The sequence below is a fragment of the Pontibacter locisalis genome (genome assembly GCF_042684605.1).
Classification (GTDB): domain Bacteria; phylum Bacteroidota; class Bacteroidia; order Cytophagales; family Hymenobacteraceae; genus Pontibacter; species Pontibacter locisalis.
In genome coordinates, this window is sequence record NZ_JBHULU010000015.1 from 27,981 (window position 1) to 49,521 (window position 21,541).

A 21,541-nucleotide genomic window follows, 5' to 3' on the forward strand; every position below is an offset into this window, starting at 1 on the left:
AGTTTTATTCAAAATCTTTCTCTTGCGGCAGGTTTGAAGACTGCGTTTCTGAGAAAGGTATGTTTTGTGGAATAAAATCTTCAGCAGCACCAGGCTTGCTATAGTCATATGGCCATCTGTAAACTGCTGGGATATCTCCTGGCCAGTTACCATGTCCTGGCAACACTGGTGTTGTCCACTCAAGTGTATTCGAATGCCATGGGTTAGGCGTTGATTTACGGCCTCTGAAGATGCTGTAAATAAAGTTGAACAGGAAAACAAACTGGGCACTGAAACCTAAGATAGCAGCAATACTGATAAACGTGTTCAGGTCTGTGAATATATTGAATGTTTCAAAACCTGTCCAGTTATAGTATCGTCTTGGGAAGCCGGCTATACCTATATAGTGCATTGGCATGAACACCAGGTAAACAGAAATAAATGTTAACCAGAAGTGTACAGCACCCAATTTCTCATCCATGAGCCTTCCGAACATCTTCGGGAACCAGTGATAAACACCAGTAAACATACCAAAGAAAGCAGCGGCACCCATTACTAGGTGGAAGTGAGCAACAACGAAGTATGTATCGTGCAACTGGATATCCAAGGCAGAGTTACCAAGGATAATACCTGTTAATCCACCTGAGATGAAAAGAGAAACGAAGCCTACAGCAAATAGCATCGCAGTAGTGAAACGTATGTTACCTCTCCATAGTGTAGCTATCCAGTTAAACACCTTAACTGCAGAAGGCACAGCAATTATAAGCGTGAGGAACATGAAAACAGATCCCAGGAATGGATTCATACCTGTCACAAACATATGGTGAGCCCACACAACAAATGACAGTACAGAAATACCTATCATTGATCCAATCATCGCTCTGTAACCAAAGATAGGTTTCCTAGAGTTTGTAGCAATTACTTCCGATACAATACCAAAAGCAGGAAGGATTACTATGTATACCTCCGGGTGACCCAGGAACCAGAACAAGTGCTGGAAAAGGATAGGGCTACCACCTGTATTTGAAAGTGCCTCTCCGGCTATATATATGTCTGACAAGTAGAAGCTGGTTCCAAAGCTACGATCAAATATCAGCAGCAATGCAGCTGAGAATAGTACAGGGAATGCAAGCAAACCAAGTATAGCGGTGAAGAACAAAGCCCACACTGTAAGTGGCAGCTTTGCCATCGACATTCCCTTTGTTCTAAGGTTGATGATAGTAGTGATATAGTTAACTCCTCCTAGTAGCGTTGAAACGATGAACAATGCCATAGAGATCAACCACAGCGTCATACCTGTTCCAGATCCTTGAATAGCTTGTGGAAGGGCACTCAAAGGTGGATAAACAGTCCAACCACCTGCAGCAGGTCCTGTCTCTATAAAAATTGACATGAACATTACTATACTTGACAGGAAGAAAATCCAGTAAGAAAGCATGTTCATAAATCCTGAAGCCATATCACGGGCACCTATCTGCAATGGAATCAGGAAGTTGGCGAACGTACCGCTAAGTCCGGCTGTCAAAACAAAGAATACCATGATGGTACCATGCATTGTAACAAGGGCCAGGTAGAATTCAGGATTTAACTTTCCATTCTCAACCCAACCTCCTAGGATAGGTTCAAGGAAGGTAAAAGTTGCCTCAGGCCAACCTAACTGTAAGCGGAAGATAATTGATAAAAAACCACCTACGAAAGCCCATGCCATACCAGTAAAAAGGAATTGCTTTGCAATTACTTTATGATCCTGGCTAAAGATGTACTTCTCAATGAAGTTCTGATCGTGATGGTGATCATGCTCCTCATGGGCATGATGTACATCTTTATCGATAGAGATATCTGTACTAGACATTTTTATTAGTATTTAAATGCTACAATTCTGATTTTACCTCTCCTACCTCAGTTGTATTTTCAGCCGTCAGCTTTTTAGATGCTTCAGTTTGAAAGGCAGCAAGAACTTCAGGATTCTGTTCTACAAAAGGCTTTTGTGCGGCTAACCACGCTTCATAATCTTCCGGCTCATCTACTACCACAATGAATCTCATTGCAAAGTGACCACGTCCGCAAATTTCTGTACAAGCAAGTTCATACTTGAAGTCTGGGTTACCCGTCTCATTTTGCATCTCGTAAGTAGTCTTAGTTGGCACAAACCAAAACTTGGTAGGCATACCTGGTACTGCATCCATTTTCAAACGGAAGTGCGGCATAAACACGCTGTGAATTACATCCCTTGATCTGATTTTCAGTAGAACAGGCTTTCCTTTCGGCACGTGGATTTCCATCGGCATGAAGTCATCTAATGCATTTACATCACTAAAATCAACTCCGAATTCATTCGTTGCAGTTATTAGTGTGTGCTTGGCTACACCTAACTTGCCATCTTCACCCGGATAGCGAACCATCCAGTTAAACTGCTTACCCATTACCTCTATTACCACTGCATCTTCTGGAGCTGCACTTGTAATTTTTGTCCAGGTTTTCCAGCCACCAAATACCAGTAGTGCCATCACAACTGCAGGGATCATTGTCCAAACAATCTCCAGCTTGTTGTTATGAGGGTAGTAATAAGCTCTTTTTTCATCCTTGTGCTGGTACTTGTATGAATACCAGAATAGAAGAATGTGCGTAATCACAAAAACTATTCCGATGATTATCATTGTTGTCCAGAACAGGTCATCTGTCCATTCACCATGCACAGAGGCAAGAGGAAGGTTCATAGTTTCCCAGGAATCTGAGAAAGACCAGGCAAACGCTGCACCACCAAAGATCAGGAACAAAAGGAACAGCATACTGTTCACTTTGTTGCTCGTTGGAGTTGTACCTGCTGCACGCTTTGAAGAGCCTCTGAATATTGAAGCAAGCGTACCAATCCTGAAAAGGAGGAACAGGACAACCAGTAATAAAAGTATGGATAAAACTATCGCGATCGTAATCATTATTTAACGCTTTTAGTATATTCTCTAAACATGATGGTGAACACTCTCCTCCAGGAACGGGTGGTTAACCGGAACAAGAGAAGCCTTAGTCAATCCTTTAGTGAAGGTAATCAGGAACACTCCCAGGAATACTAAGGTCGTTCCTATCTCTATAAACCCGATGCTTGCATCTGAACGCATTGTTCCAGGCATCATCATCAGGTAGAAATCTAACCAGTGACCTAACAGGATAGCTATTGTTACAATCTTTAGCATGATCATCTGACGCTTCGCATCTCTTGTCATTAGAACAAGGAAAGGGAAGGCAAAGTTTATGATAAGGTTAGTAAAAAATATCCAGCGGTAGTGATCATTCAATCGCTCCAGGAAGTAGATAGATTCTTCAGGAATATTAGCATACCAGATCAGTACAAACTGAGAGAACCAGATGTAGGTCCAGAAAATAGAGAAGGCAAAAACAAACTTACCTAAATCGTGCAGGTGGTTTGAGTTTACCATTTTCAGGTAACCGTTCTGCTTTAAAATAATCACTGTTAAAGTTGTAGCAGCAAGTCCTGAAACAAACCAACTCGCGAATACATACCAACCAAACATTGTAGAGAACCAGTGTGGATCAATCGATAGCACCCAGTCCCAAGCAGACATGGAAGATGAAATACCAAATATTACCAGGAATATAGCAGAAACTGTGATGCTTTTATGGTAATAACCTGTGCCTCCGTGTAAATCTTCGTTAATTGACAATCTTCTCAACCAATTAAAGAAGATGATCCAAAGAGCAAAGAAAACAACCATTCTGATCAGGAAAAATACTGTGTTAAGGTATCCTGATTTACCAGCAATGATCGGGTCATACCTTGGATCATTTACATCGTACAGGTACTCATGTGTCCAATGAAATATGTCATGAGAACCAAATAAATACACCACCAGCATTACAATACCACCAATTGGTAAGTAGTAGCTAAGTGCTTCTGGTATTCTTTTAATTAAAACTGACCATCCGGCATATGCTACGTATTGAACAGCAACGAAAAATGTTCCTATCAGAGCAATACCTGTGAAGTACACATTGTTTAGCCAAAGGTTTACAAATAAACGCTTTGTCCAGGAAGCTGGCTCATGACCTGCAGCAGCAGCCTCTCCATGGTGTTCTGCCCCTCCGCCTGTAGCCATGAAGATGATACCTGCTATAAGTAGCACAACACCTACAGCTATCATTAAGAAAAACTTATTGTTCGTTTTTCTAGAAATGATGAGTCTTTCTTCTGTCATTATCTTTTAAATTATGCCTTAGACTTAGTTTTTAGGGGTTTCTCTTTTGGGAGTATCTTCCGGGGTGCCTGTTACAGGGTTATCTGTAATAGCTTCTCCACCGGCTTCCTCCTTAGCATCAGAACCAGCTTCTACAGTTGTTCCTGTCTCACCTTTTTGAAGCTGTTGAACATACATTACTATTTTCCATCGCTCTGTTGGGTTTACCTGGGAACCGTGAGGCATCATTCTGCCTCTACCCATTGTAATTACATGGTAAATATGTCCTGCTGGTAATTCAGCTACACGACCAGCAGTGTATGATGGTACACCTTTGAACTTCACACCAACTAAACCTTGTCCATCTCCGTTTTCACCATGACATGGTGCACAAAAACGACTGTACAAAACTTTACCTTGCGCCAGGTTTTCCTCATTTTTCTGAAGAGGGTTTGTTAGTTCAACACCTGCAACCTCGGCTGTGTCTACAGAAAGATATAAATTATACCCTTGCTTACCTCTAGGAACCGTTCCTTTTGCAGGCTCACGCATGTTCATACCTCCTGGGTTGAATTTATTCTCTTTTATCTGAGAATATGGATCAAGGGGAATAGAATGATACATATCAGGAGCATACTCCAACCCCGGATCTTGTTCATTACTGCAGGCAAATATAGCTGCAGAAGAGAAAAGTATGGCTGAGGCTTTAAAACCTATTTTATTAAATCTTTTCATTATTTTACTACCTCCTTCTCATTGACTTCTATTGCACCGTTAGATCGAAGCAGGTTATTTAGTGCAGAAAGATCTGTTACACCTTCTTTTACTTCGATAGCCATTACAAATTTATCATCCGTAGAACGCTTATCGAACACATTTACCCTGAGTGATGGCTTCAGCTTACTTACTATGAAGAAAGTTATCACCATTCCGAAAGCAGCACATAATACTGTTAACTCGAAAGTTACTGGTATAAAAGATGGTAATGCAATGTGCGGTTTACCACCTATGATCATCGGCCAGTCAAAGCCTAGCATCCAGATCTGCATCCATAAAGCGAAAGATGTTCCGAACAGGCCGCAAAAGAAAGCAACAATAGGTAATCTTGAGCGTTTGATGCCTAATACATCATCTATACCGTGTACAGGATATGGAGAAAACACATCATATATTTTAGTACCGGCAGCGCGGATATTTTCGATGGCTGTCAGCAGCACATCCTCATCATCATAAATCCCTAGAACAAATTTCTTATTCATTGCTTCGATGTGTATTTGTATTCAATTCCTTTTCAGTAGCATGCATTGTATCTGCATGGTTGTGATGCTTTACACCAGAGGAAGACTTCAATATTGCCTTCACCTCAGCCATGTTCACTACCGGGAAGAATTTCGCGAACAGGAGGAACAGCGTAAAGAACAGACCAATGGTACCTACATATACTCCTATATCAATGATAGTTGGAGAGAACATTGCCCAAGAAGACGGCAGGTAATCTCTGTGCAGAGAGGTAACGATAATAACGAATCGCTCAAACCACATACCGATGTTCACAAAGATCGATATGATGAAAGTAGCTGTTAAGCTTCTTCTGATTTTTCTGAACCAGAAAAGCTGAGGAGTAATTACGTTACAAGTCATCATCGACCAATAAGCCCACCAGTAGGGTCCGAAAGCCCGGTTGATGAAGGCATACTGCTCATACTCAACACCTGAATACCAGGCGATAAAGAATTCTGTAGTATAGGCGATACCAACGATAGAACCTGTCAGGATAATTACCTTGTTCATCGACTCCACGTGCTCAAGCGTAATGTAGTGCTCCAGATGGAACACCTTCCGTGTAATGATCATCAACGTTAATACCATGGCAAATCCAGAGAAAATCGCACCTGCCACGAAATATGGAGGGAAGATTGTGGTGTGCCATCCTGGTATAACTGATGTTGCAAAGTCAAATGATACGATTGTATGTACTGACAATACAAGAGGTGTCGCAAGACCTGCAAGGATCAAAGATACTGTTTCATATCGAGACCATGCTTTCGCAGATCCAGTCCAACCAAAGGATAAGACAGCATATGCTCTTCTTGCAATCGGTCCTACTGCTCTGTCACGGATGGTTGCGAAGTCTGGAATCAAACCGATGTACCAGAATACCAATGATACTGAAAAGTAAGTAGAGATCGCAAATACGTCCCAAAGAAGTGGTGAGTTAAAGTTTACCCAAAGTGAACCAAATGTATTCGGTAATGGAAGTACCCAATAAGCTAACCAAGGACGCCCCATGTGAAGAACAGGGAACATCGCAGCACAAATTACGGCGAAAATTGTCATCGCCTCAGCTGCTCGGTTAATTGAAGTTCTCCACTTCTGACGGAACAGTAAAAGGATAGCTGAGATCAGTGTACCGGCGTGACCGATACCTACCCACCATACGAAGTTGGTAATATCCCATGCCCATCCTACAGTTTTATTTAGTCCCCACTCACCGATACCGAACCACAGGGTACGGTATACTGAGTACATAAATATAGCTAAGCCGACTAAAGCTACAGCAAGGGCAGCGGCCCAACGCACGTTGGGCTTAGCCTCCACCTGTCTGCAGACATCTTCGGTGATGTCGTGGTATGTTTTACCCCCCGTTACAAGAGGCTCCCTAATCGGAGATACATGCTGCATAACGCTCTCGAAATTTAATTTTAAGCTAAGTTTCTAATTTTTGTCAGGTATGTTATGTTTGGCTGAACGTTAAGCTCTTCCAATACATGGAATGCACGCTCCCCTTGCTGACGAGCAAGTATTCGTGATATGCGGCTCTCTGGGTCCTTCATGTCTCCGAATACTATCGCTTCAGTAGGGCAAGACTGAGCACAGGCAGTCACGATTTCACCATCCTTCGGTCTTCTGTTTTCACGCTTCGCTTCTAGCTTTCCTAGCTGCACACGCTGAACACAGAAAGAACACTTTTCCATAACACCTCTTCCACGAACTGTTACGTCCGGGTTCAGCACCATCTTGCCAAGATCACTGTTCATTGGCTCGTTGAAGTCAAACTTGTCGTTGTTCGCATAGGCGAACCAGTTAAAGCGGCGTACCTTATAAGGGCAGTTGTTTGCACAATAACGAGTACCTACGCAACGGTTATAAACCATCTGGTTGATACCTTCTGAGCTGTGCATGGTAGCAGCAACAGGGCAAACAGTTTCACATGGTGCGTGGTTACAGTGCTGGCAAAGCATTGGCTGGAACACTACAGCTGGATTTTCTGCAGGGTCTTCCATCGTTGCATAATCCTTCTCCTCGTGTTCTACTGCGCTGTAGTATCTGTCGATACGCATCCAGTGCATCTCACGACGGTTCAGAACTTCGGCTTTACCTACAACCGGAATGTTGTTTTCAACATTACAGCTCATTGTACAGGCACCACAACCAATACAGGAGTTAAGGTCGATAACCATACCCCAATGGTGGTTCTTGTATTCGTAATCATCCCAAAGAGAGATAGTAGCAGGCTTAACAGGACCATCATGGGTTGCTAAACGGATATACGTTGTAACTTCTTTAGGATTCTCTTTATACTTTGCTAATGTACTCGCCTGTACAACTAAACGATCCATGATCGTATGGTGTGTTTGCGTTTGGGCAATTGGGGAAACAGCGCCTGTTTTTTCTAATTTTACAGGACCTGTATATAGTACCACATTATCAATGACAGTGGCTAATGGGTAGGCGTTTTCACCCAGTCCTTTCGCAACAGGCAGTGCCTCAACCTTTCGGCCATAGCCCATGGCAATGCTTACTGTACCATTCGCCTGTCCTGGTTGCATTAAGGCAGGAAGTTCAATATTCTGCCCATTGGCCAGTGTTACTATCAATACATCGCCCTGAACAACACCCATCTCTTCAGCCATTTTGCGCGGCATGGCTACATAATTACCCCACGTTGCTTTTGAGATTGGGTCCGGCAACTCCTGCAGCCACGGGTTACCAGCAAGCTCTCCGGTACCTATACTTACTTTTTCATAAAGCACACCTTCAATTGGGCTTGTAGGTATAACCTTTACAGATGGTGTTGATAGTGGAGCCGCAACTGCAGCTACAGATAACATACTTGTTCCATTTTGCAGAACTCCATCATGTAATACCTGCTCCCAGAATGCATTGAAATCACCGGTTGCAATTGGCCGCCAGTTATTTCTCAGGTATTCATAGTAGTTTAAGGTATTCCCACCCCATGTTAGCAAGCTATCCTGCATCTGACGGGTTGTAAAGATAGGGCTTATAGCCGGCTGGGCTAAGCTTATATATCCTTTCTTCGGTTCAAAGTCATTCCATGACTCCAGGTAATGATGATCCGGAGTAACAAAATCACAGAACTTAGCAGTTTCATCAACCCTGTCAGCAAAAGATACTTTCAAGTCAACTTTACTTAAACCTGAAACTACTTTAGCAGATAGCGGATGGTTATATACAGGGTTTGCATCGTAGAAGAACACTGCACCAACAGTACCAGCGTTCATTTCGTTGATCAGGCGAATCATGTTCCCATCGCTACCCTGCTTCACATAGTATGGAGAAGCTGTATCTATCGTGGTTCCTTCAGCTCCAAGCGCACTGTTTATAGCAGTGATCATCACTTGAATACCTGGATCATTGGATCCGGAAACAACAAGCGCTTTGCCTCTGTTTGCCAGTAACTCTTTAATAGCCGTAGCCACTACCTTAGAGTCAGAAGCAGCACCTGCACCTTGTCCTGTTATTCCTTTGTATAGAGCAGTTACCAGAGCCGCCTCTTCAGAAGGTCTGATTGGCTGACGAAAATCTGCGTTTGCACCAGTTAAGGAATACATCGTCTCAAACTGGTAATGACGGGACATCTTCGGGTTATCAGCATCCAATTTCCTTGTCTGGATGTACTGCTTTGCAAATGGTACGGGTGCTACCCATGTACCTAAGAAATCAGCATTTATGCCTACAATTACATCTGCTTTGCTGAAGTCATATCCAGGTATCACGCCTCCGTTTGCCTGTAATAAACCAGACACAGAATGCGCGTCATATGTAACGTGCTCAAAGTTGGCAAAACCAGCTCCAAACTCATTTATAAGTTTATTTGTAGTTGGGCTTATGATTGTAGAAGAAACAAAAGCCACTTTACCATTTACATTAGCAAGGCGTGCTCTTATTTGCCTATCCACTTCCTCCCAATTTGCTTCATCAAGTTTGATTAGCGGATAGCGCAGGCGGTTTGTATCATATAAGCCAAGCAATGAACCCTGAGCTCTTGGGCTTGTGCCAAAAGGTGTCAGCTCTGACATTGGGTTTGGCTCTATTTTAATAGGTCGTCCTTCACGGGTCTTAACAAGAATACTATTGTAATCTCCATTTAGGAAATATGTTGAAGCATACCAGTTTGCAATTCCTGGTTCCACATCAACAGGCTTGTTAAGGTAAGGAATAGCTTTTCTTACTGGTGCCTCACACGAAGCAAGAGACACAGCAGCCATGCTAAACCCTAACAACTTTAAAAAGTCTCGTCTTACGGTTTTACCGCCAGAAGAAGGCTCATCTCCACCGGGCTCACTATTTACCGGCAGGAATTCTGGAAACTCATTATGAGCATGCTTTGCGAATTCAGGAGTATTTTCCAACTCCTCAATACCTTTCCAGTATTTTATTCTGTCTTGCATATTATATCTAGAAAACTCGAATACTTAATAGAAATCAAAATGATTAGTAGTGACACTTAGAACACTCCGTACCACCATTAGATGAAACTGTGAATGCTCCCTTTGAAGATTCCTCATGCAGTTCCACTAAGTTATCGTAGTACTCATTACCTTCTGTGTTCAATGGAGTCTCACGATGACAGTCAATACACCAGCCCATTGTTAAAGGAGAATATTGATAAACTACATCCATCTCCTCGATTGGACCGTGACACGTCTGGCATTCTACACCACCAACCTGCGTGTGCTGTGAGTGGTTAAAGTATGCCAGGTCTGGAAGGTTGTGAATTCGCACCCACTCAATTGGCCTGTTTCGCTCAATAGCTCTGTAAATCTTCTGAATCTCTGGAGACTCTGTTTTGATCTGGCTATGGCAGTTCATACATATGTTTGCAGAAGGTATGCTGGCACTCTTACCCTTATAAACAGTTGTGTGGCAATAGTTACAGTTTATCTGGTGCTCACCAGCATGCAGTTTATGAGAGAAAGCAATTGGCTGCTTTGGCTGGTACCCCTGCTGTATACCAATACCCATTGTCTCTTCTATTGTAAGGTCTATCAATACCACTACAAATATCAACACAACAAGCGTACGCACTGCTTTTGACTTATATATTTTAGAGAAATCGAAACGCTGGTTTACAACCTCATTGTCATACTCATCTAAAGTGCGGGTTTTGTTCAGGTAGTTCTTCAGAAGCGAAGTGATCAGCAATAGTGTCACCACTAATACTATCAACACAACAATAAGCACTACCAGGATGATATCCAGATAGCCGCCTACAGCACCAATAGCCTCAGTTCCTATATTCTCACCTGGAGTTGTTCCTTCCGGACCTTCAACAACAGTTGAAACAATACCTTTACCAGACTCAACGTAAGCTAAGATTGCCTTTACTTCATCATCAGAGAAAGCAAAAGAAGGCATCGCCTGCTTGTTGTACTCATTGTAAACAGCAACAGCCTCAGGATCTCCGGCTTGAATAAGTGCCTGTGAATTTTTAATCCACTTAATCAACCAGGCCTCATTCCTTCTGTCGCTGACACCCTGTAGACCAGGACCAACGATTACATCTGTTCCTGCCGAGTGACAAACAGCACAATTGTTTTTGAACAGAGCCTCGCCTGCACTAATTACTGCAGGGTCACCTGCTGGAGTTGCGTCTGTAGTTGCACCTTCAGTAGCACCTGGCACTACTCCTTTCGTTGCCACTTCAGCTTGCTCACTGGCTTTCTCTTGCTCCTGGGCAAATGCGCCAGAAGAGACAACCAACGCAAGTAAGAAGGCAAGGAAAACTTTGGATTTAGTTTTAAGTATACAGCTAATCATAGCCAAGATCACTTGTGTGTGTTTAGTATAATGGTGAATTTACTTTACGGGCACAAATCTACTACTCGAATTTCATTAATCAAACTGAATAAGGTTATTTTTGGACTCCCTCAGATGTTGGATACTTTTGTTGGCTCTTTACTAGGCAAATGCCTCTTTTAACATTTGCAAAGGCCTTTTATTTAGAATTGATTTAAATAATATCAAAAACCTCCCCTGTCCAAACAACTAAGTATTGTACTATAAAAACACCTAAATACAAAAACCATCGTTTCTGTCTTTTGTTCGAAAATCCCCTGTTATAGTACTTCCCTTTTCCTGAGCTACAGCCATGTGCTACACCTTATATATAGAAGGTGTAATTTTACATACCAAATTGAGCCATCTACCCTATCGTTCCATTGTCTCACGGTATACTTTTGCTTAAGCTTGCTTTATAGAAAAACTCCTTCTATATTTGCACCCTTTAATAAAAATCATATATCGAACCGAATGGAATTGAGAAATTACGAAACGGTCTTCATTCTGACTCCTCTTTTGAACGAGGTGCAGATGCAAGAAACGGTCGAGAAGTTCAGACAGGTGCTTAAGGAAAATGGCGCCGACATTATTCATGAAGAGAACTGGGGTCTTCGTAAACTGGCTTACCCAATCCAGAAGAAGTCAACTGGTTTCTACCACCTAGTTGAGTTTAAAGCTCCAGGCAACGTTGTTGACGCGCTTGAGCTGGCTTATCGCCGTGATGAAAAAGTTGTACGTTTCTTAACTACTGCCCTTGATAAGCACGCTGTTGCTTACAACGAGCGCAGAAGAAACGGAGAGTTCAAATCACAAGCTAAAAAAGAGGAGGTTAAAGGATAATGAGCTTAGTTAACGAAAGAATCCACAAGCAAGAAAATCGTCAGAAATACTGCCGTTTCAAGAAAAGCGGTATCAAGTATATCGACTACAAAGATGGTAACTTCCTGCTGAAGTTTGTAAACGAGCAGGGTAAGATCCTTCCTAGAAGACTTACTGGTACAAGCCTGAAGTTTCAGCGCAAAGTATCTCAGGCTGTTGCCAGAGCAAGACACCTTGCTATTTTACCTTATGTAACAGATTCTTTAAAATAAGGAGGGCAAACGATGGAAGTAATACTTAAAGATGACGTTAAAGGCTTAGGCTACAAAAACGATACAGTAACAGTTAAGCCAGGATATGGCCGTAACTACCTTATCCCACAGGGTATGGCAGTTATCGCCAGCGTTTCTAACAAAAAAGTTGTAGCTGAAAATATCCGTCAGGCAGCTCACAAAGCTGAAAAGATCCAGAATGATGCACAGGAGCTGGCTAACAGCATCGGTGACATTACACTTGAGATTCCTGCTAAAGTTGGTGAAACTGGCAAGATTTTCGGTTCAGTAACTACTAACCAGCTTTCTGAGGTGTTAAAAGCAAAAGGCTTCGATGTAGATCGTAAGCGTATTTCTTTTGACCAGGATGTAAAAACTGCAGGTGAGTACACTGCAACACTTAACCTGCATAAGGAAGTGAAGCATCAGGTACGTTTCAACGTAGTTTCTGAGTAACAGAATCTAGAAGACTATTATCTTAAGCGTTCTGCTCAAAAGGCAGAACGCTTTTTTTATGCCCCACCTGTAACTTACCTTTCCCCTGTTAAGTTTCTAATGGCTTGAAACACCTGGTCCCATTTAGAATTTCCTTATATTAGTTGATATACATGGGTACAACTGATACAACCCATATCTGCGTTTTCTTTCACCACCAAAGAAGTATATGATGTTCCGTACAGAGGTAGATGTTAAAAGTGCCGGTACAAACTTAACCATCCATGACCGGGTCCTGACAATTGGCTCCTGCTTCGCAGAAGTCATAGGATCAAAACTTCAGCAAAACAAAGTAGATGCACTAATTAATCCCTTTGGTACTATCTTTAACCCGCTTTCTGTATGTCTTCTATTGAAAGCCGCTTCTGGCACCCCCTATAACTTCGAACAGCACCTGGTCCAACAGAACGGCATCTGGTATGCCTATGACCTTCATTCCTCCCTCTCCTCTCCTGATAAAGAACAACTACTGGAGCAGATTCAAATAAGAATCAACAGAACCCATGAATACCTGCAGCAGGCATCACTAATAATCATTACGCTGGGCACCTCCGTGGCCTACAGATTAGTAGAAAGTGGCAATGTAGTAGCCAATTGTCATAAGCTTCCGGCAAAGCACTTTACCAGGGAGCTGTTAAAACAGGAAGAAATTCAGCAGGCTTTCCAGGAAATGTATGAGAGCATTGTAGCTTTAAATCCAAGTGTCAAAATATTGCTTACTGTTAGCCCTGTTCGCCATATTAAAGAGACCATGTTAATAAACAGTGTCAGCAAGTCTTTGCTGCGCGTTGTGTGTCATGAGCTCCAGCAGGAGCATGAAAGTATTCTATATTTCCCTGCTTTTGAGCTGATGATGGATGATTTGCGCGATTACAGGTACTACAAAGATGATCTGATTCATCCAACTTCCATGGCTGAGGACTATATATGGCAAAAATTTGTGGGCGCTTATTACAATGCTGAATTCCAAGCCTTTCTTGGTGATTGGGCTAAAATACAGCGTGCACTACAACACAAGCCGTTTCACCCAGAGTCGAAATCTCATCAGAAGTTTTTGGAGAACACGGTAGCTCAATTAGAACACATAACTCAGAAGTATAAAGTAGATGTGCGTGAAGAGGCGGCTATTGTAGCAAAACAACAAACGGCCGGCTAGATTTATACTCCCAACCTGTTGATACTTTTACCCGGCAAGTCCGTAATTAAAAGTAGCCAGGAGTAAACTGGATAAAGACATGGCCGGAGATAAAAACAAACCTAACAAGCTTATACACGAAAGTAGCCCTTACCTGCTACAGCATGCGTATAACCCTGTGGATTGGTACCCCTGGGGCGAAGAAGCTTTATCTCGTGCCAGGCAAGAAGATAAGCCAATTATCGTAAGCATAGGGTATGCCGCCTGCCATTGGTGCCATGTAATGGAGCACCAATCCTTTGAAAAGCCAAAAGTGGCAGAGGTAATGAACACGCACTTTGTCTGCATTAAAGTGGACAGAGAGGAACGCCCCGATGTAGATGCTGTTTATATGGATGCCTTACAAGCCATGGGACTGCAGGGCGGCTGGCCTCTGAACGTTTTTCTTAATCCGGATGCGCAACCCTTTTACGGAGGCACCTATTTTCAACCACAGCAGTGGGTTAATCTTTTGATTAACATCGCCGAAGCTTATGAGAAGAACCGGGAAGAATTAAATACCTCCGCCGAGCAGTTTGTAACGCACCTTAACAGAAGCGAATTAGAAAGGTATGGGCTAAAGTCGAATGACCTTAGCCTTAGCGAAGAGGACTTTAACCTACTCTTTAAAAACCTTAGCTCCCGTTTTGATAAAGAACACGGAGGACTTTCACCGGCACCTAAATTTCCGATGCCGACAAATTACCTTTGGCTATTACGCTATTACCACCACACAAGAGACGAGAAAGCGCTGAAGCACCTGCACCTTACTTTACGTGAAATGGCCTATGGTGGCATCTATGATCAGATAGGCGGAGGGTTCGCACGCTATTCAGTGGATGCAGAATGGCTGGTGCCTCACTTCGAAAAGATGCTTTACGATAACGGTCAACTCGTTACCTTATATGCCGAAGCGTACCAGGCTACACGTGAAACATTGTACCACGACGTGGTCTACGAAACGATTAACTTTGTGGAACGTGAGCTTATGAGCCCGGAAGGGGGCTTTTACTCTTCCCTGGACGCAGACAGCGAAGGAGAAGAAGGCAGGTTCTATACCTTTACAAAGGATGAGCTTCATAAGCTGCTAAAATCAGAGGAACCTCTCTTTTCTAAGTACTACCATATAACAGCAGCTGGCAACTTCGAACATGGCCGGAATATATTGCACCGCCGCATCAGTGATGAGAAGTTTGCAACAGAAAACGAACTTGAGCTGGAAGTACTGCAGGATATGGTGCAGAATTGGAAGGAGAAGCTAATGCAGGTGCGCACATCGCGGATAAGGCCTGCACTAGACGATAAGATTCTTTGCTCCTGGAATGCGCTGATGCTAAAAGGACTTGCAGATGCCTACTACACCTTCGGGAACAAACATTTCCTTGCGCTTGCCTTACGCAATGCAAACTTTCTGCTCAATAATCTTAAGAAGGGGAATAAGCTTTCCCATAACTACAAGAATGGGAAAGCTACCATAGCAGGCTTTCTAGAGGATTATGCCTTACTGATAGCTGCCTTCATAAGGCTATACGAGGTTACTTTTGATGAAAAATGGCTGCACCAGGCAAGAGGAATGGCTGACTATACACTGGAGAATTTTTACGATGAAACAGAAGGGTTCTTCTTTTTTAATGATAAGAAAGCAGAACAACTCATTGCACGCAAAAAGGAGATATTGGACAATGTAATTCCCGCTTCCAACTCTGTGATGGCTAACAACCTGCACACGCTGGGCCTGTATTTTGATGAAGAGCAGTATACAACGATCTCAGAAAACATGCTGGCCAAGATGAAGGACCTGTTGATAAAGGAACCGTCTCATTTAAGTAACTGGGCCATACTTTATTATTACAAGTTAACCCCTATAGCAGAAGTAGCCATTGTCGGTCCGGAGGCACCTGAAATGCGGGCTGAGATCAGTTCCTTCTATCAGCCAAACATGCTGTTGCTTGGCACTACAGGAAAAAGCAACCTGCCACTACTTGATGGTAAAGAAGCCCACCAGGGCAAAACCACCGTTTTCGTTTGTTACGACAAAGCCTGCCAATTCCCTGTTTACACAGCCGCTGAGGCACTGGAAAAACTGCAGGTTAAGCAGGATAATACAAAGTTCCCGTCGTTGTAGCGGTTTATTTAATGATGAAATCCTAGATGTTTCCTATGGCTGGCAACAATTCAGCTTCGAACAACTCAGGATTTACTTCATTTTTTACGACCTTTGCAGTAGCACCATTAGTTTCACCCTTTGTCAGAACTACTTAATTTTAATTATCCGCCAGAGCAAGTGGTGGAGCGTGTTACATTGTTTGCCGATGTAATCTTACCCCTCCCCCTTCCAAAGCTCTATACCTACCGCATCCCGTTCGATATGAATGATGATGTGATGGTGGGGGCGCGTGTAATTGTGCAGTTCGGTTCGAAGAAGGTGCTAAGCTGTATAGTAGCAGAGATACATGAAAATGCTCCCGCTGATTACCAGGCAAAGTATATCCTGGATGCACTGGATGATAAGCCAATCATTACAACGCCCCAGCTAAAGCTGTTTAAATGGATTGCTGACTACTATATGTGCACCCTCGGGGAAGTGATTAACGCCGCCTTGCCTTCTGCTCTCAAACTTAGCAGTGAGTCCCGGATACAACTTCACCCGCAGTTCAACCCTGAGGAAGATGAAATAGAGCTGGCAGTTCAGGAGGAGAAAATAATCTTTGCACTACAGAACAACCAGGCCCTCACGTTTACTGAGATAGGTAACCTGCTTCAGATGAAAAGCTACCACAAGTTTATAAAATCGCTTATTCAGAAAGAGGCGATAATCATTTATGAGCAGGTAAGCGATAAATTCTCCCCTAAAGTGGTGAAGAAAATTCGTATTTCTGAGCACTTTGTACAGGAAGAGGGGATGCTGGAGGAGCTGTTCAATCAGCTGACACCACAACCAAAACAACTGGATGTGTTGCTCAGTTATCTTCAAAAAGTGCCTGTACACCAGGACGTCCACCTGAACTACAAAGGCTTTGAGAAAAGCGAACTAACGAAGACACCGCATTTATCCGCTTCCTCCATCAATACGCTTATTAAAAATGGAGTGCTGGAGCAGTTTGACCAGATTGTTTCCCGTTTTCCTGTAGATGGCCAGCAGAAGCTGCTGCCTTTAGTTTTATCAGAGCACCAGGAGCAGGCTAAAGATGCGATCCTAGGCCTATTCAAGGAAAAAGATACCGTGCTACTACACGGAGTGACAGGAAGCGGTAAAACAGAAGTTTACATTGACCTGATCAAGCATGCTCTGGAAGGAGGCGGACAGGTATTGTACCTTTTACCTGAAATTGCACTTACAGCACAGATCGTGACACGCCTAATGAAAGTATTTGGGGAAAAGTTGGGTGTATACCACTCTAAGTTCTCTGATAATGAACGTGCGGAAGTGTGGCAAGGAATACTTTCCGGCCGATTTCAAGTAGTTGTAGGAGTCCGTTCTTCTGTTTTCCTGCCTTTCCATGATCTTTCCTTGGTGATTATTGACGAGGAGCATGAGGCTAGTTATAAACAGTATGACCCTGCACCACGATACAATGCTCGCGAGACAGCCTTGATGATGGCAAACCTGCAAGGTGCTAAAACATTATTGGGATCAGCCACCCCTTCAATAGAAACTTACTATAACTGTAAGACTGGCCGGTGGGGACTCGTAACTATGTCCAAGCGTTTTGGTGAGGCACAGCTGCCGGAAATTGAGTTAGTAAATATTAGGGAGGAACAGCACCGGAAGAACATGCACAGCCATTTCTCTGGTAAGCTGTTAACCGCCATTGAAGAACGCCTGCAACGCCAGGAGCAGGTAATTCTGTTCCAGAACCGCCGGGGTTATGCCCCTTTTATCAGCTGCGATGAGTGCTCCTGGATTCCAAAGTGTAACTTCTGCGCGGTAAGTCTCTCCTACCATAAGTACAACAACGAACTGCGCTGCCACTACTGCGGTTACCACGAGCGCATGCCCCACGACTGTCCGGCATGCGGTGCCACTACACTAAAGAGTATGGGCTTTGGAACGGAAAAAGTAGAGGATGAACTAAAACTGCTCCTGCCAAATGCTGATATACAGCGCATGGACCTCGATACCACCAAGAAGAAGAACAGCTATCAACAGATTATCGCTGAATTTGAGAGTGGAAAAACCAATGTCCTGGTAGGAACTCAGATGGTAACAAAGGGCCTGGATTTTGAGAAGGTGAGCCTGGTGGGCATACTTAATGCAGACACCATCATAAACTTCCCGGATTTCAGAGCCCATGAGCGGGCATTCCAGCTGTTTGTACAGGTAAGTGGGCGTGCAGGCAGAAGAGGTAAGACCGGAGCCGTTATCATACAGACGCGCGACCCTTTACAACCGATCTTCCGGAAAGTCCGCAATAACGACTACTTAAGCCTTTATGAGCATGAGATAGAGGAGCGCATGCGCTTTAATTACCCTCCTTTCGTGCGTATGATCCGAATCACAGTAAAACACGCCGATGAGCGCATTTCTGAAAATGCAGCTATTGTACTGGCAAAAGATCTGGCGGATAGACTAGGGAAACAGCTGGTTCTGGGGCCTGAGGTGCCCTACATCTTCAAGATAAGGAACCTCTTTTTGAATGAGGTTCATATAAAGCTACAGCGAGACACTACCAATTTGAGAGCAGCCAAGTCTCAGGTAGCACAGGCTATATTTAACTTAAGGCTTCTCCCTGATTTTAAGGCTATTCGTATAGTAGCCGACGTTGATCCTGTTTAAATTCTCCTGAAGAGCCGCAGGAAGAACGGATTCCCGATTTGTACCCTTTGTATTATTTAAAGCACGACAACCACTCAGTAGCTCTTTATTGAGTTGTGGCGTATGACCTATGTTTTACATAACAAATGTCCTGGTGCCTCGGCATTAGAGCGATCAAATGAACTGGCTGGAAAGAACAATTTCATGGCTTCGGAAAAAAATAAAAATATTTTTCCGGCATTGACAACTATTACAAAACCACTGCCGTATATAATAGTACCTTTGGCTAAAAGTTGAAAACCTGAAAGTCTTATTCGTCTCCCAAGATAATACAGACTTTCAGGTTTTTCCTTTCTACCCCCTCCCGTTATACATCCTTCTGCTTCCGCAATAGAATAAACAGGTAAATTGTACCAAAAACCAGGAAAATAATTAATAGAAATATATCTATAATATTAGAATTCCCTTGTAATATTTTGTAACCATTAAAGCCTGCGAAAACAAAGCAAGCAATGGTCATAACAATACGATATGTTCTGCGATTCTGCATGTTTGGTAAAGGTAAGTGGATTTAAGTTTGGCTGTAGCTTCGGAAGATATATAATTTCTACCAGATGAGCTTTATTTTACTTTAGAACACCATCATATAAAGTAGTATAAAAAGAGTAGTAACAACTGCGCCAAGTATGTTCAGGAGCAGACCTGTACGCGCCATATTAGCTATCGGCACCTGCTTACTACCATATACAATGGCATTAGGTGGAGTTGCAACAGGAAGCATAAAGGCGAAGCTACAAGCCACCACCACTCCCAATACAGGGTAGAGCAGGGGCAATTGCAGGCCCTGCAGCACACCAATGATAATCGGCACGAAAGTAATGGCTATGGCTGTGTTTGAACTTACTTCAGTAAGCATCAGCACCAGGAAAACAAGTGAGAAAACAAGCAGGACCTGCTGCTCAGGATCTATAAAAGTTGTTATGCCACGGCCAATGATATCAGCAAGACCAGAACTTACCACCAACTGCCCCAGAGCCATACCGCCGCCAAACAATAGAATAGTATCCCAGTCTATGCGTAGCAAATCTTCTGATGTAATTGTTCCCTCTCCATTGTTCTCTTTACCAGGAGGTATCAGAAAGAGTAGTAATGCTGCCAACACGGCTACTGTACTTTCGGCAAAATAAGTACTCATAAAAGTATAAGCTTCCTCAAGCCCTAACAGGTTAAAAACGCCCGGAGCTAACCAAAGAATGACTGCGAGTATAAATACTCCCATGGTGACCTTTTCTCCTTTTTTCAGGCTTTCTCTTTTTTGCTGCCGCTCCTCCACATAGGCTTCCACAGTTCTTTTGTCATAAGCCGCTTTGTTCAGGTAAGAATACATGTACAGCAACATTCCGCCATATACAGTCAGGGAGATAGGAAGCGCCAGCAACATCCACTGGAGAAAATCAATTTTTATCCCCTGCTGTGCAAGATAATTTACACCTATCAGATTAGGAGGTGAACCTATAATAGTGCTTACCCCTCCTATAGAAGCACTGTATGCGATACCTAACAAAAAAAGCACCGTGGAATCACGTTCTTTATCTTCCTGCTTACAAACCAGTTTAGTAACCCCAAGCATAAGCGGCAACAGCATGGCAACTGTAACGGAGTTGCTCACCCACATCGACAGCACATAGGATACCAGAGAAAAGCCTAAGAACAATCTAAACAGGCTCTTTTGAAAGTAAGACTGTGAAAGTATAAATAGAGCGATGCGCCTGTCAAGCCCATGGCGTGTCATGGAGCGGGCTAGCAGAAAGCTTCCTATAAAGAGAAGTATGATGGGGTGGCCCAGGTTCTGAAAGGCTGTTTCAATCTGGGCAACTCCTACAAGTACCGCCAGCAGAACGCCCAGAAAGGCTGTCATAGACAAAGGAATAACCTCCGTCATCCAGAACACCAGGCAGAAAACCATTATAGTGGCCACTATACGAGCTTCGTAAGGCAGCCCGGTCGCGAACCACCATACAAGCAGGGCTAGTAAGGGAGCAAGAACTAAACCGGTATTTCTGCGGCTAAGAAACATATACGGCTATAATTTTGCTACTAGAACGGGGTTTATGCTTTAAAGATACGAGTAGCCTTTTAATAGCAAGCACTTCTGCCTTTTATCCGCAGGCAAAGCCTTACCTAAGAAAGGTAACGCTCCCGGATTACTTTCAGATGGTGAATCTCATGGCCTAAAATAGTATAGCCAAGCGCACGAACGCTTAACTCCAGGCCACTTCCGACACCTTTTTGCTCCAGAGCCTCCTCATCAAAACTTTTAAACAGCTCAATAGTGGCTGTTCTGACAGCCGTATACTCTGCCAATATGGAATTAATGTCTCTCGCATCTGCTTTGGAGGGCGCGACGAACTTGTTTTCATCAAATCCGGGCAGGGCTGTCTTATCCTGACGGGCAAAGCGTAGCGCACGGTATGAAAAAATTCTTTCGGAATCAAGCATATGAACCAGCACCTCTTTTATACTCCACTTCCCTGGTTCATAACGATGCTTCAGCTGCTCCTCTGAAAGGCCCTGCATCAGTCCAGCAATAAAGGAGTAGCTAGCTGTAAGTCCTTCAATCAGATCTTCGGCTTGTGCCAACTGTATATATTTTTCAACATATCCGGTATACTCTTCAGGTTTGGGGTATCCGATAATTCTAGCCATTGTACTATATATGATTAATTGATATTGCGAAGGTAATCAAATAGACGTTAGCTATACTCCTAAATAT

The 21,541-nt window shown here is 43.3% G+C and carries 16 protein-coding genes; 6 read left to right on the plus strand and 10 right to left on the minus strand.

Annotated features, from left to right (window positions below; translation table 11 throughout):
- Positions 1-4: 4 nt before the first annotated feature.
- Genes ACFSRY_RS10485 through ACFSRY_RS10520 form a run of 8 tightly spaced genes read right to left on the minus strand, consistent with a single transcriptional unit; the run spans position 5 to position 11,231 of the window.
- Entirely contained in the window at positions 5-1,831 is a 1,827-nt protein-coding gene (locus tag ACFSRY_RS10485) for a cytochrome c oxidase subunit I (protein WP_377506601.1), read from the minus strand.
- Positions 1,832-1,850: 19 nt separating this feature from the next.
- Entirely contained in the window at positions 1,851-2,915 is a 1,065-nt protein-coding gene (locus tag ACFSRY_RS10490; protein ID WP_377506604.1) for a cytochrome c oxidase subunit II, read from the minus strand.
- Positions 2,916-2,939: 24 nt separating this feature from the next.
- Positions 2,940-4,190, minus strand: a complete 1,251-nt coding sequence (locus tag ACFSRY_RS10495; RefSeq protein ID WP_377506607.1) for a quinol:cytochrome C oxidoreductase — start codon at positions 4,188-4,190, stop codon at positions 2,940-2,942.
- Between the two features lie 24 nt (positions 4,191-4,214).
- Positions 4,215-4,904, minus strand: a complete 690-nt coding sequence (locus ACFSRY_RS10500; protein ID WP_377506610.1) for a c-type cytochrome — start codon at positions 4,902-4,904, stop codon at positions 4,215-4,217.
- The gene (locus ACFSRY_RS10505) at positions 4,904-5,428 is read right to left on the minus strand and encodes a DUF3341 domain-containing protein (RefSeq protein ID WP_377506613.1); all 525 of its coding nucleotides are present in this window, start codon (positions 5,426-5,428) and stop codon (positions 4,904-4,906) included. The genes ACFSRY_RS10500 and ACFSRY_RS10505 overlap by 1 nt, the downstream gene beginning before the upstream one ends.
- On the minus strand, positions 5,421-6,851 hold the full coding sequence (gene nrfD / locus ACFSRY_RS10510) for an NrfD/PsrC family molybdoenzyme membrane anchor subunit (RefSeq protein ID WP_377506616.1): 1,431 nt from the start codon (positions 6,849-6,851) through the stop codon (positions 5,421-5,423). Before nrfD ends, ACFSRY_RS10505 begins: the two co-directional genes overlap by 8 nt.
- Before the next feature lie 20 nt (positions 6,852-6,871).
- Positions 6,872-9,862: a TAT-variant-translocated molybdopterin oxidoreductase gene (locus tag ACFSRY_RS10515; RefSeq protein WP_377506619.1), complete on the minus strand. Its 2,991-nt coding sequence runs from the start codon at positions 9,860-9,862 to the stop codon at positions 6,872-6,874.
- 43 nt (positions 9,863-9,905) lie between these two features.
- Positions 9,906-11,231: a cytochrome c3 family protein gene (locus tag ACFSRY_RS10520; protein WP_377506622.1), complete on the minus strand. Its 1,326-nt coding sequence runs from the start codon at positions 11,229-11,231 to the stop codon at positions 9,906-9,908.
- 492 nt (positions 11,232-11,723) lie between these two features.
- On the opposite strand from ACFSRY_RS10520, the gene rpsF reads away from it, so the two are divergent.
- From rpsF to priA, 6 genes are all read left to right on the plus strand, one after another.
- Positions 11,724-12,092, plus strand: coding sequence for a 30S ribosomal protein S6 (gene rpsF / locus ACFSRY_RS10525; RefSeq protein ID WP_377506626.1), 369 nt, complete (start codon positions 11,724-11,726; stop codon positions 12,090-12,092).
- Positions 12,092-12,343 carry a 30S ribosomal protein S18 gene (gene rpsR, locus ACFSRY_RS10530; protein ID WP_377506629.1) on the plus strand — a complete coding sequence of 84 codons (252 nt, stop codon included), beginning with the start codon at positions 12,092-12,094 and terminating at the stop codon, positions 12,341-12,343. The genes rpsF and rpsR overlap by 1 nt, the downstream gene beginning before the upstream one ends.
- Positions 12,344-12,355: 12 nt before the next feature.
- Positions 12,356-12,799 carry a 50S ribosomal protein L9 gene (gene rplI, locus ACFSRY_RS10535; protein WP_377506632.1) on the plus strand — a complete coding sequence of 148 codons (444 nt, stop codon included), beginning with the start codon at positions 12,356-12,358 and terminating at the stop codon, positions 12,797-12,799.
- A 208-nt stretch (positions 12,800-13,007) separates the two neighbouring features.
- Entirely contained in the window at positions 13,008-13,994 is a 987-nt protein-coding gene (locus ACFSRY_RS10540) for a GSCFA domain-containing protein (RefSeq protein WP_377506635.1), read from the plus strand.
- Between the two features lie 79 nt (positions 13,995-14,073).
- Positions 14,074-16,137 carry a thioredoxin domain-containing protein gene (locus ACFSRY_RS10545; protein ID WP_377506638.1) on the plus strand — a complete coding sequence of 688 codons (2,064 nt, stop codon included), beginning with the start codon at positions 14,074-14,076 and terminating at the stop codon, positions 16,135-16,137.
- Positions 16,138-16,257: 120 nt separating this feature from the next.
- Positions 16,258-18,789 carry a replication restart helicase PriA gene (priA, locus tag ACFSRY_RS10550; protein ID WP_377506641.1) on the plus strand — a complete coding sequence of 844 codons (2,532 nt, stop codon included), beginning with the start codon at positions 16,258-16,260 and terminating at the stop codon, positions 18,787-18,789.
- Between the two features lie 610 nt (positions 18,790-19,399).
- Here priA and ACFSRY_RS10555 read toward each other — a convergent pair.
- Positions 19,400-20,845, minus strand: coding sequence for an SLC13 family permease (locus ACFSRY_RS10555; RefSeq protein ID WP_377506644.1), 1,446 nt, complete (start codon positions 20,843-20,845; stop codon positions 19,400-19,402).
- A gap of 104 nt (positions 20,846-20,949) precedes the next feature.
- The gene (locus ACFSRY_RS10560) at positions 20,950-21,474 is read right to left on the minus strand and encodes a DinB family protein (protein ID WP_377506647.1); all 525 of its coding nucleotides are present in this window, start codon (positions 21,472-21,474) and stop codon (positions 20,950-20,952) included.
- Between the last annotated feature and the right edge of the window lie 67 nt (positions 21,475-21,541).

Coding starts and splice junctions, on each gene's coding strand:
- ACFSRY_RS10540 (WP_377506635.1), top strand. CDS start 13,008: ATGATGTTCCGTACAGAGGTAGATGTTAAAAGTGCCGGTACAAACTTA.
- ACFSRY_RS10490 (WP_377506604.1), bottom strand. CDS start 2,915: ATGATTACGATCGCGATAGTTTTATCCATACTTTTATTACTGGTTGTC.
- ACFSRY_RS10560 (WP_377506647.1), bottom strand. CDS start 21,474: ATGGCTAGAATTATCGGATACCCCAAACCTGAAGAGTATACCGGATAT.
- ACFSRY_RS10495 (WP_377506607.1), bottom strand. CDS start 4,190: ATGACAGAAGAAAGACTCATCATTTCTAGAAAAACGAACAATAAGTTT.
- rpsF (WP_377506626.1), top strand. CDS start 11,724: ATGGAATTGAGAAATTACGAAACGGTCTTCATTCTGACTCCTCTTTTG.
- ACFSRY_RS10505 (WP_377506613.1), bottom strand. CDS start 5,428: ATGAATAAGAAATTTGTTCTAGGGATTTATGATGATGAGGATGTGCTG.
- ACFSRY_RS10520 (WP_377506622.1), bottom strand. CDS start 11,231: ATGATTAGCTGTATACTTAAAACTAAATCCAAAGTTTTCCTTGCCTTC.
- ACFSRY_RS10555 (WP_377506644.1), bottom strand. CDS start 20,845: ATGTTTCTTAGCCGCAGAAATACCGGTTTAGTTCTTGCTCCCTTACTA.
- ACFSRY_RS10545 (WP_377506638.1), top strand. CDS start 14,074: ATGGCCGGAGATAAAAACAAACCTAACAAGCTTATACACGAAAGTAGC.
- ACFSRY_RS10485 (WP_377506601.1), bottom strand. CDS start 1,831: ATGTCTAGTACAGATATCTCTATCGATAAAGATGTACATCATGCCCAT.
- rplI (WP_377506632.1), top strand. CDS start 12,356: ATGGAAGTAATACTTAAAGATGACGTTAAAGGCTTAGGCTACAAAAAC.
- ACFSRY_RS10515 (WP_377506619.1), bottom strand. CDS start 9,862: ATGCAAGACAGAATAAAATACTGGAAAGGTATTGAGGAGTTGGAAAAT.
- rpsR (WP_377506629.1), top strand. CDS start 12,092: ATGAGCTTAGTTAACGAAAGAATCCACAAGCAAGAAAATCGTCAGAAA.
- nrfD (WP_377506616.1), bottom strand. CDS start 6,851: ATGCAGCATGTATCTCCGATTAGGGAGCCTCTTGTAACGGGGGGTAAA.
- ACFSRY_RS10500 (WP_377506610.1), bottom strand. CDS start 4,904: ATGAAAAGATTTAATAAAATAGGTTTTAAAGCCTCAGCCATACTTTTC.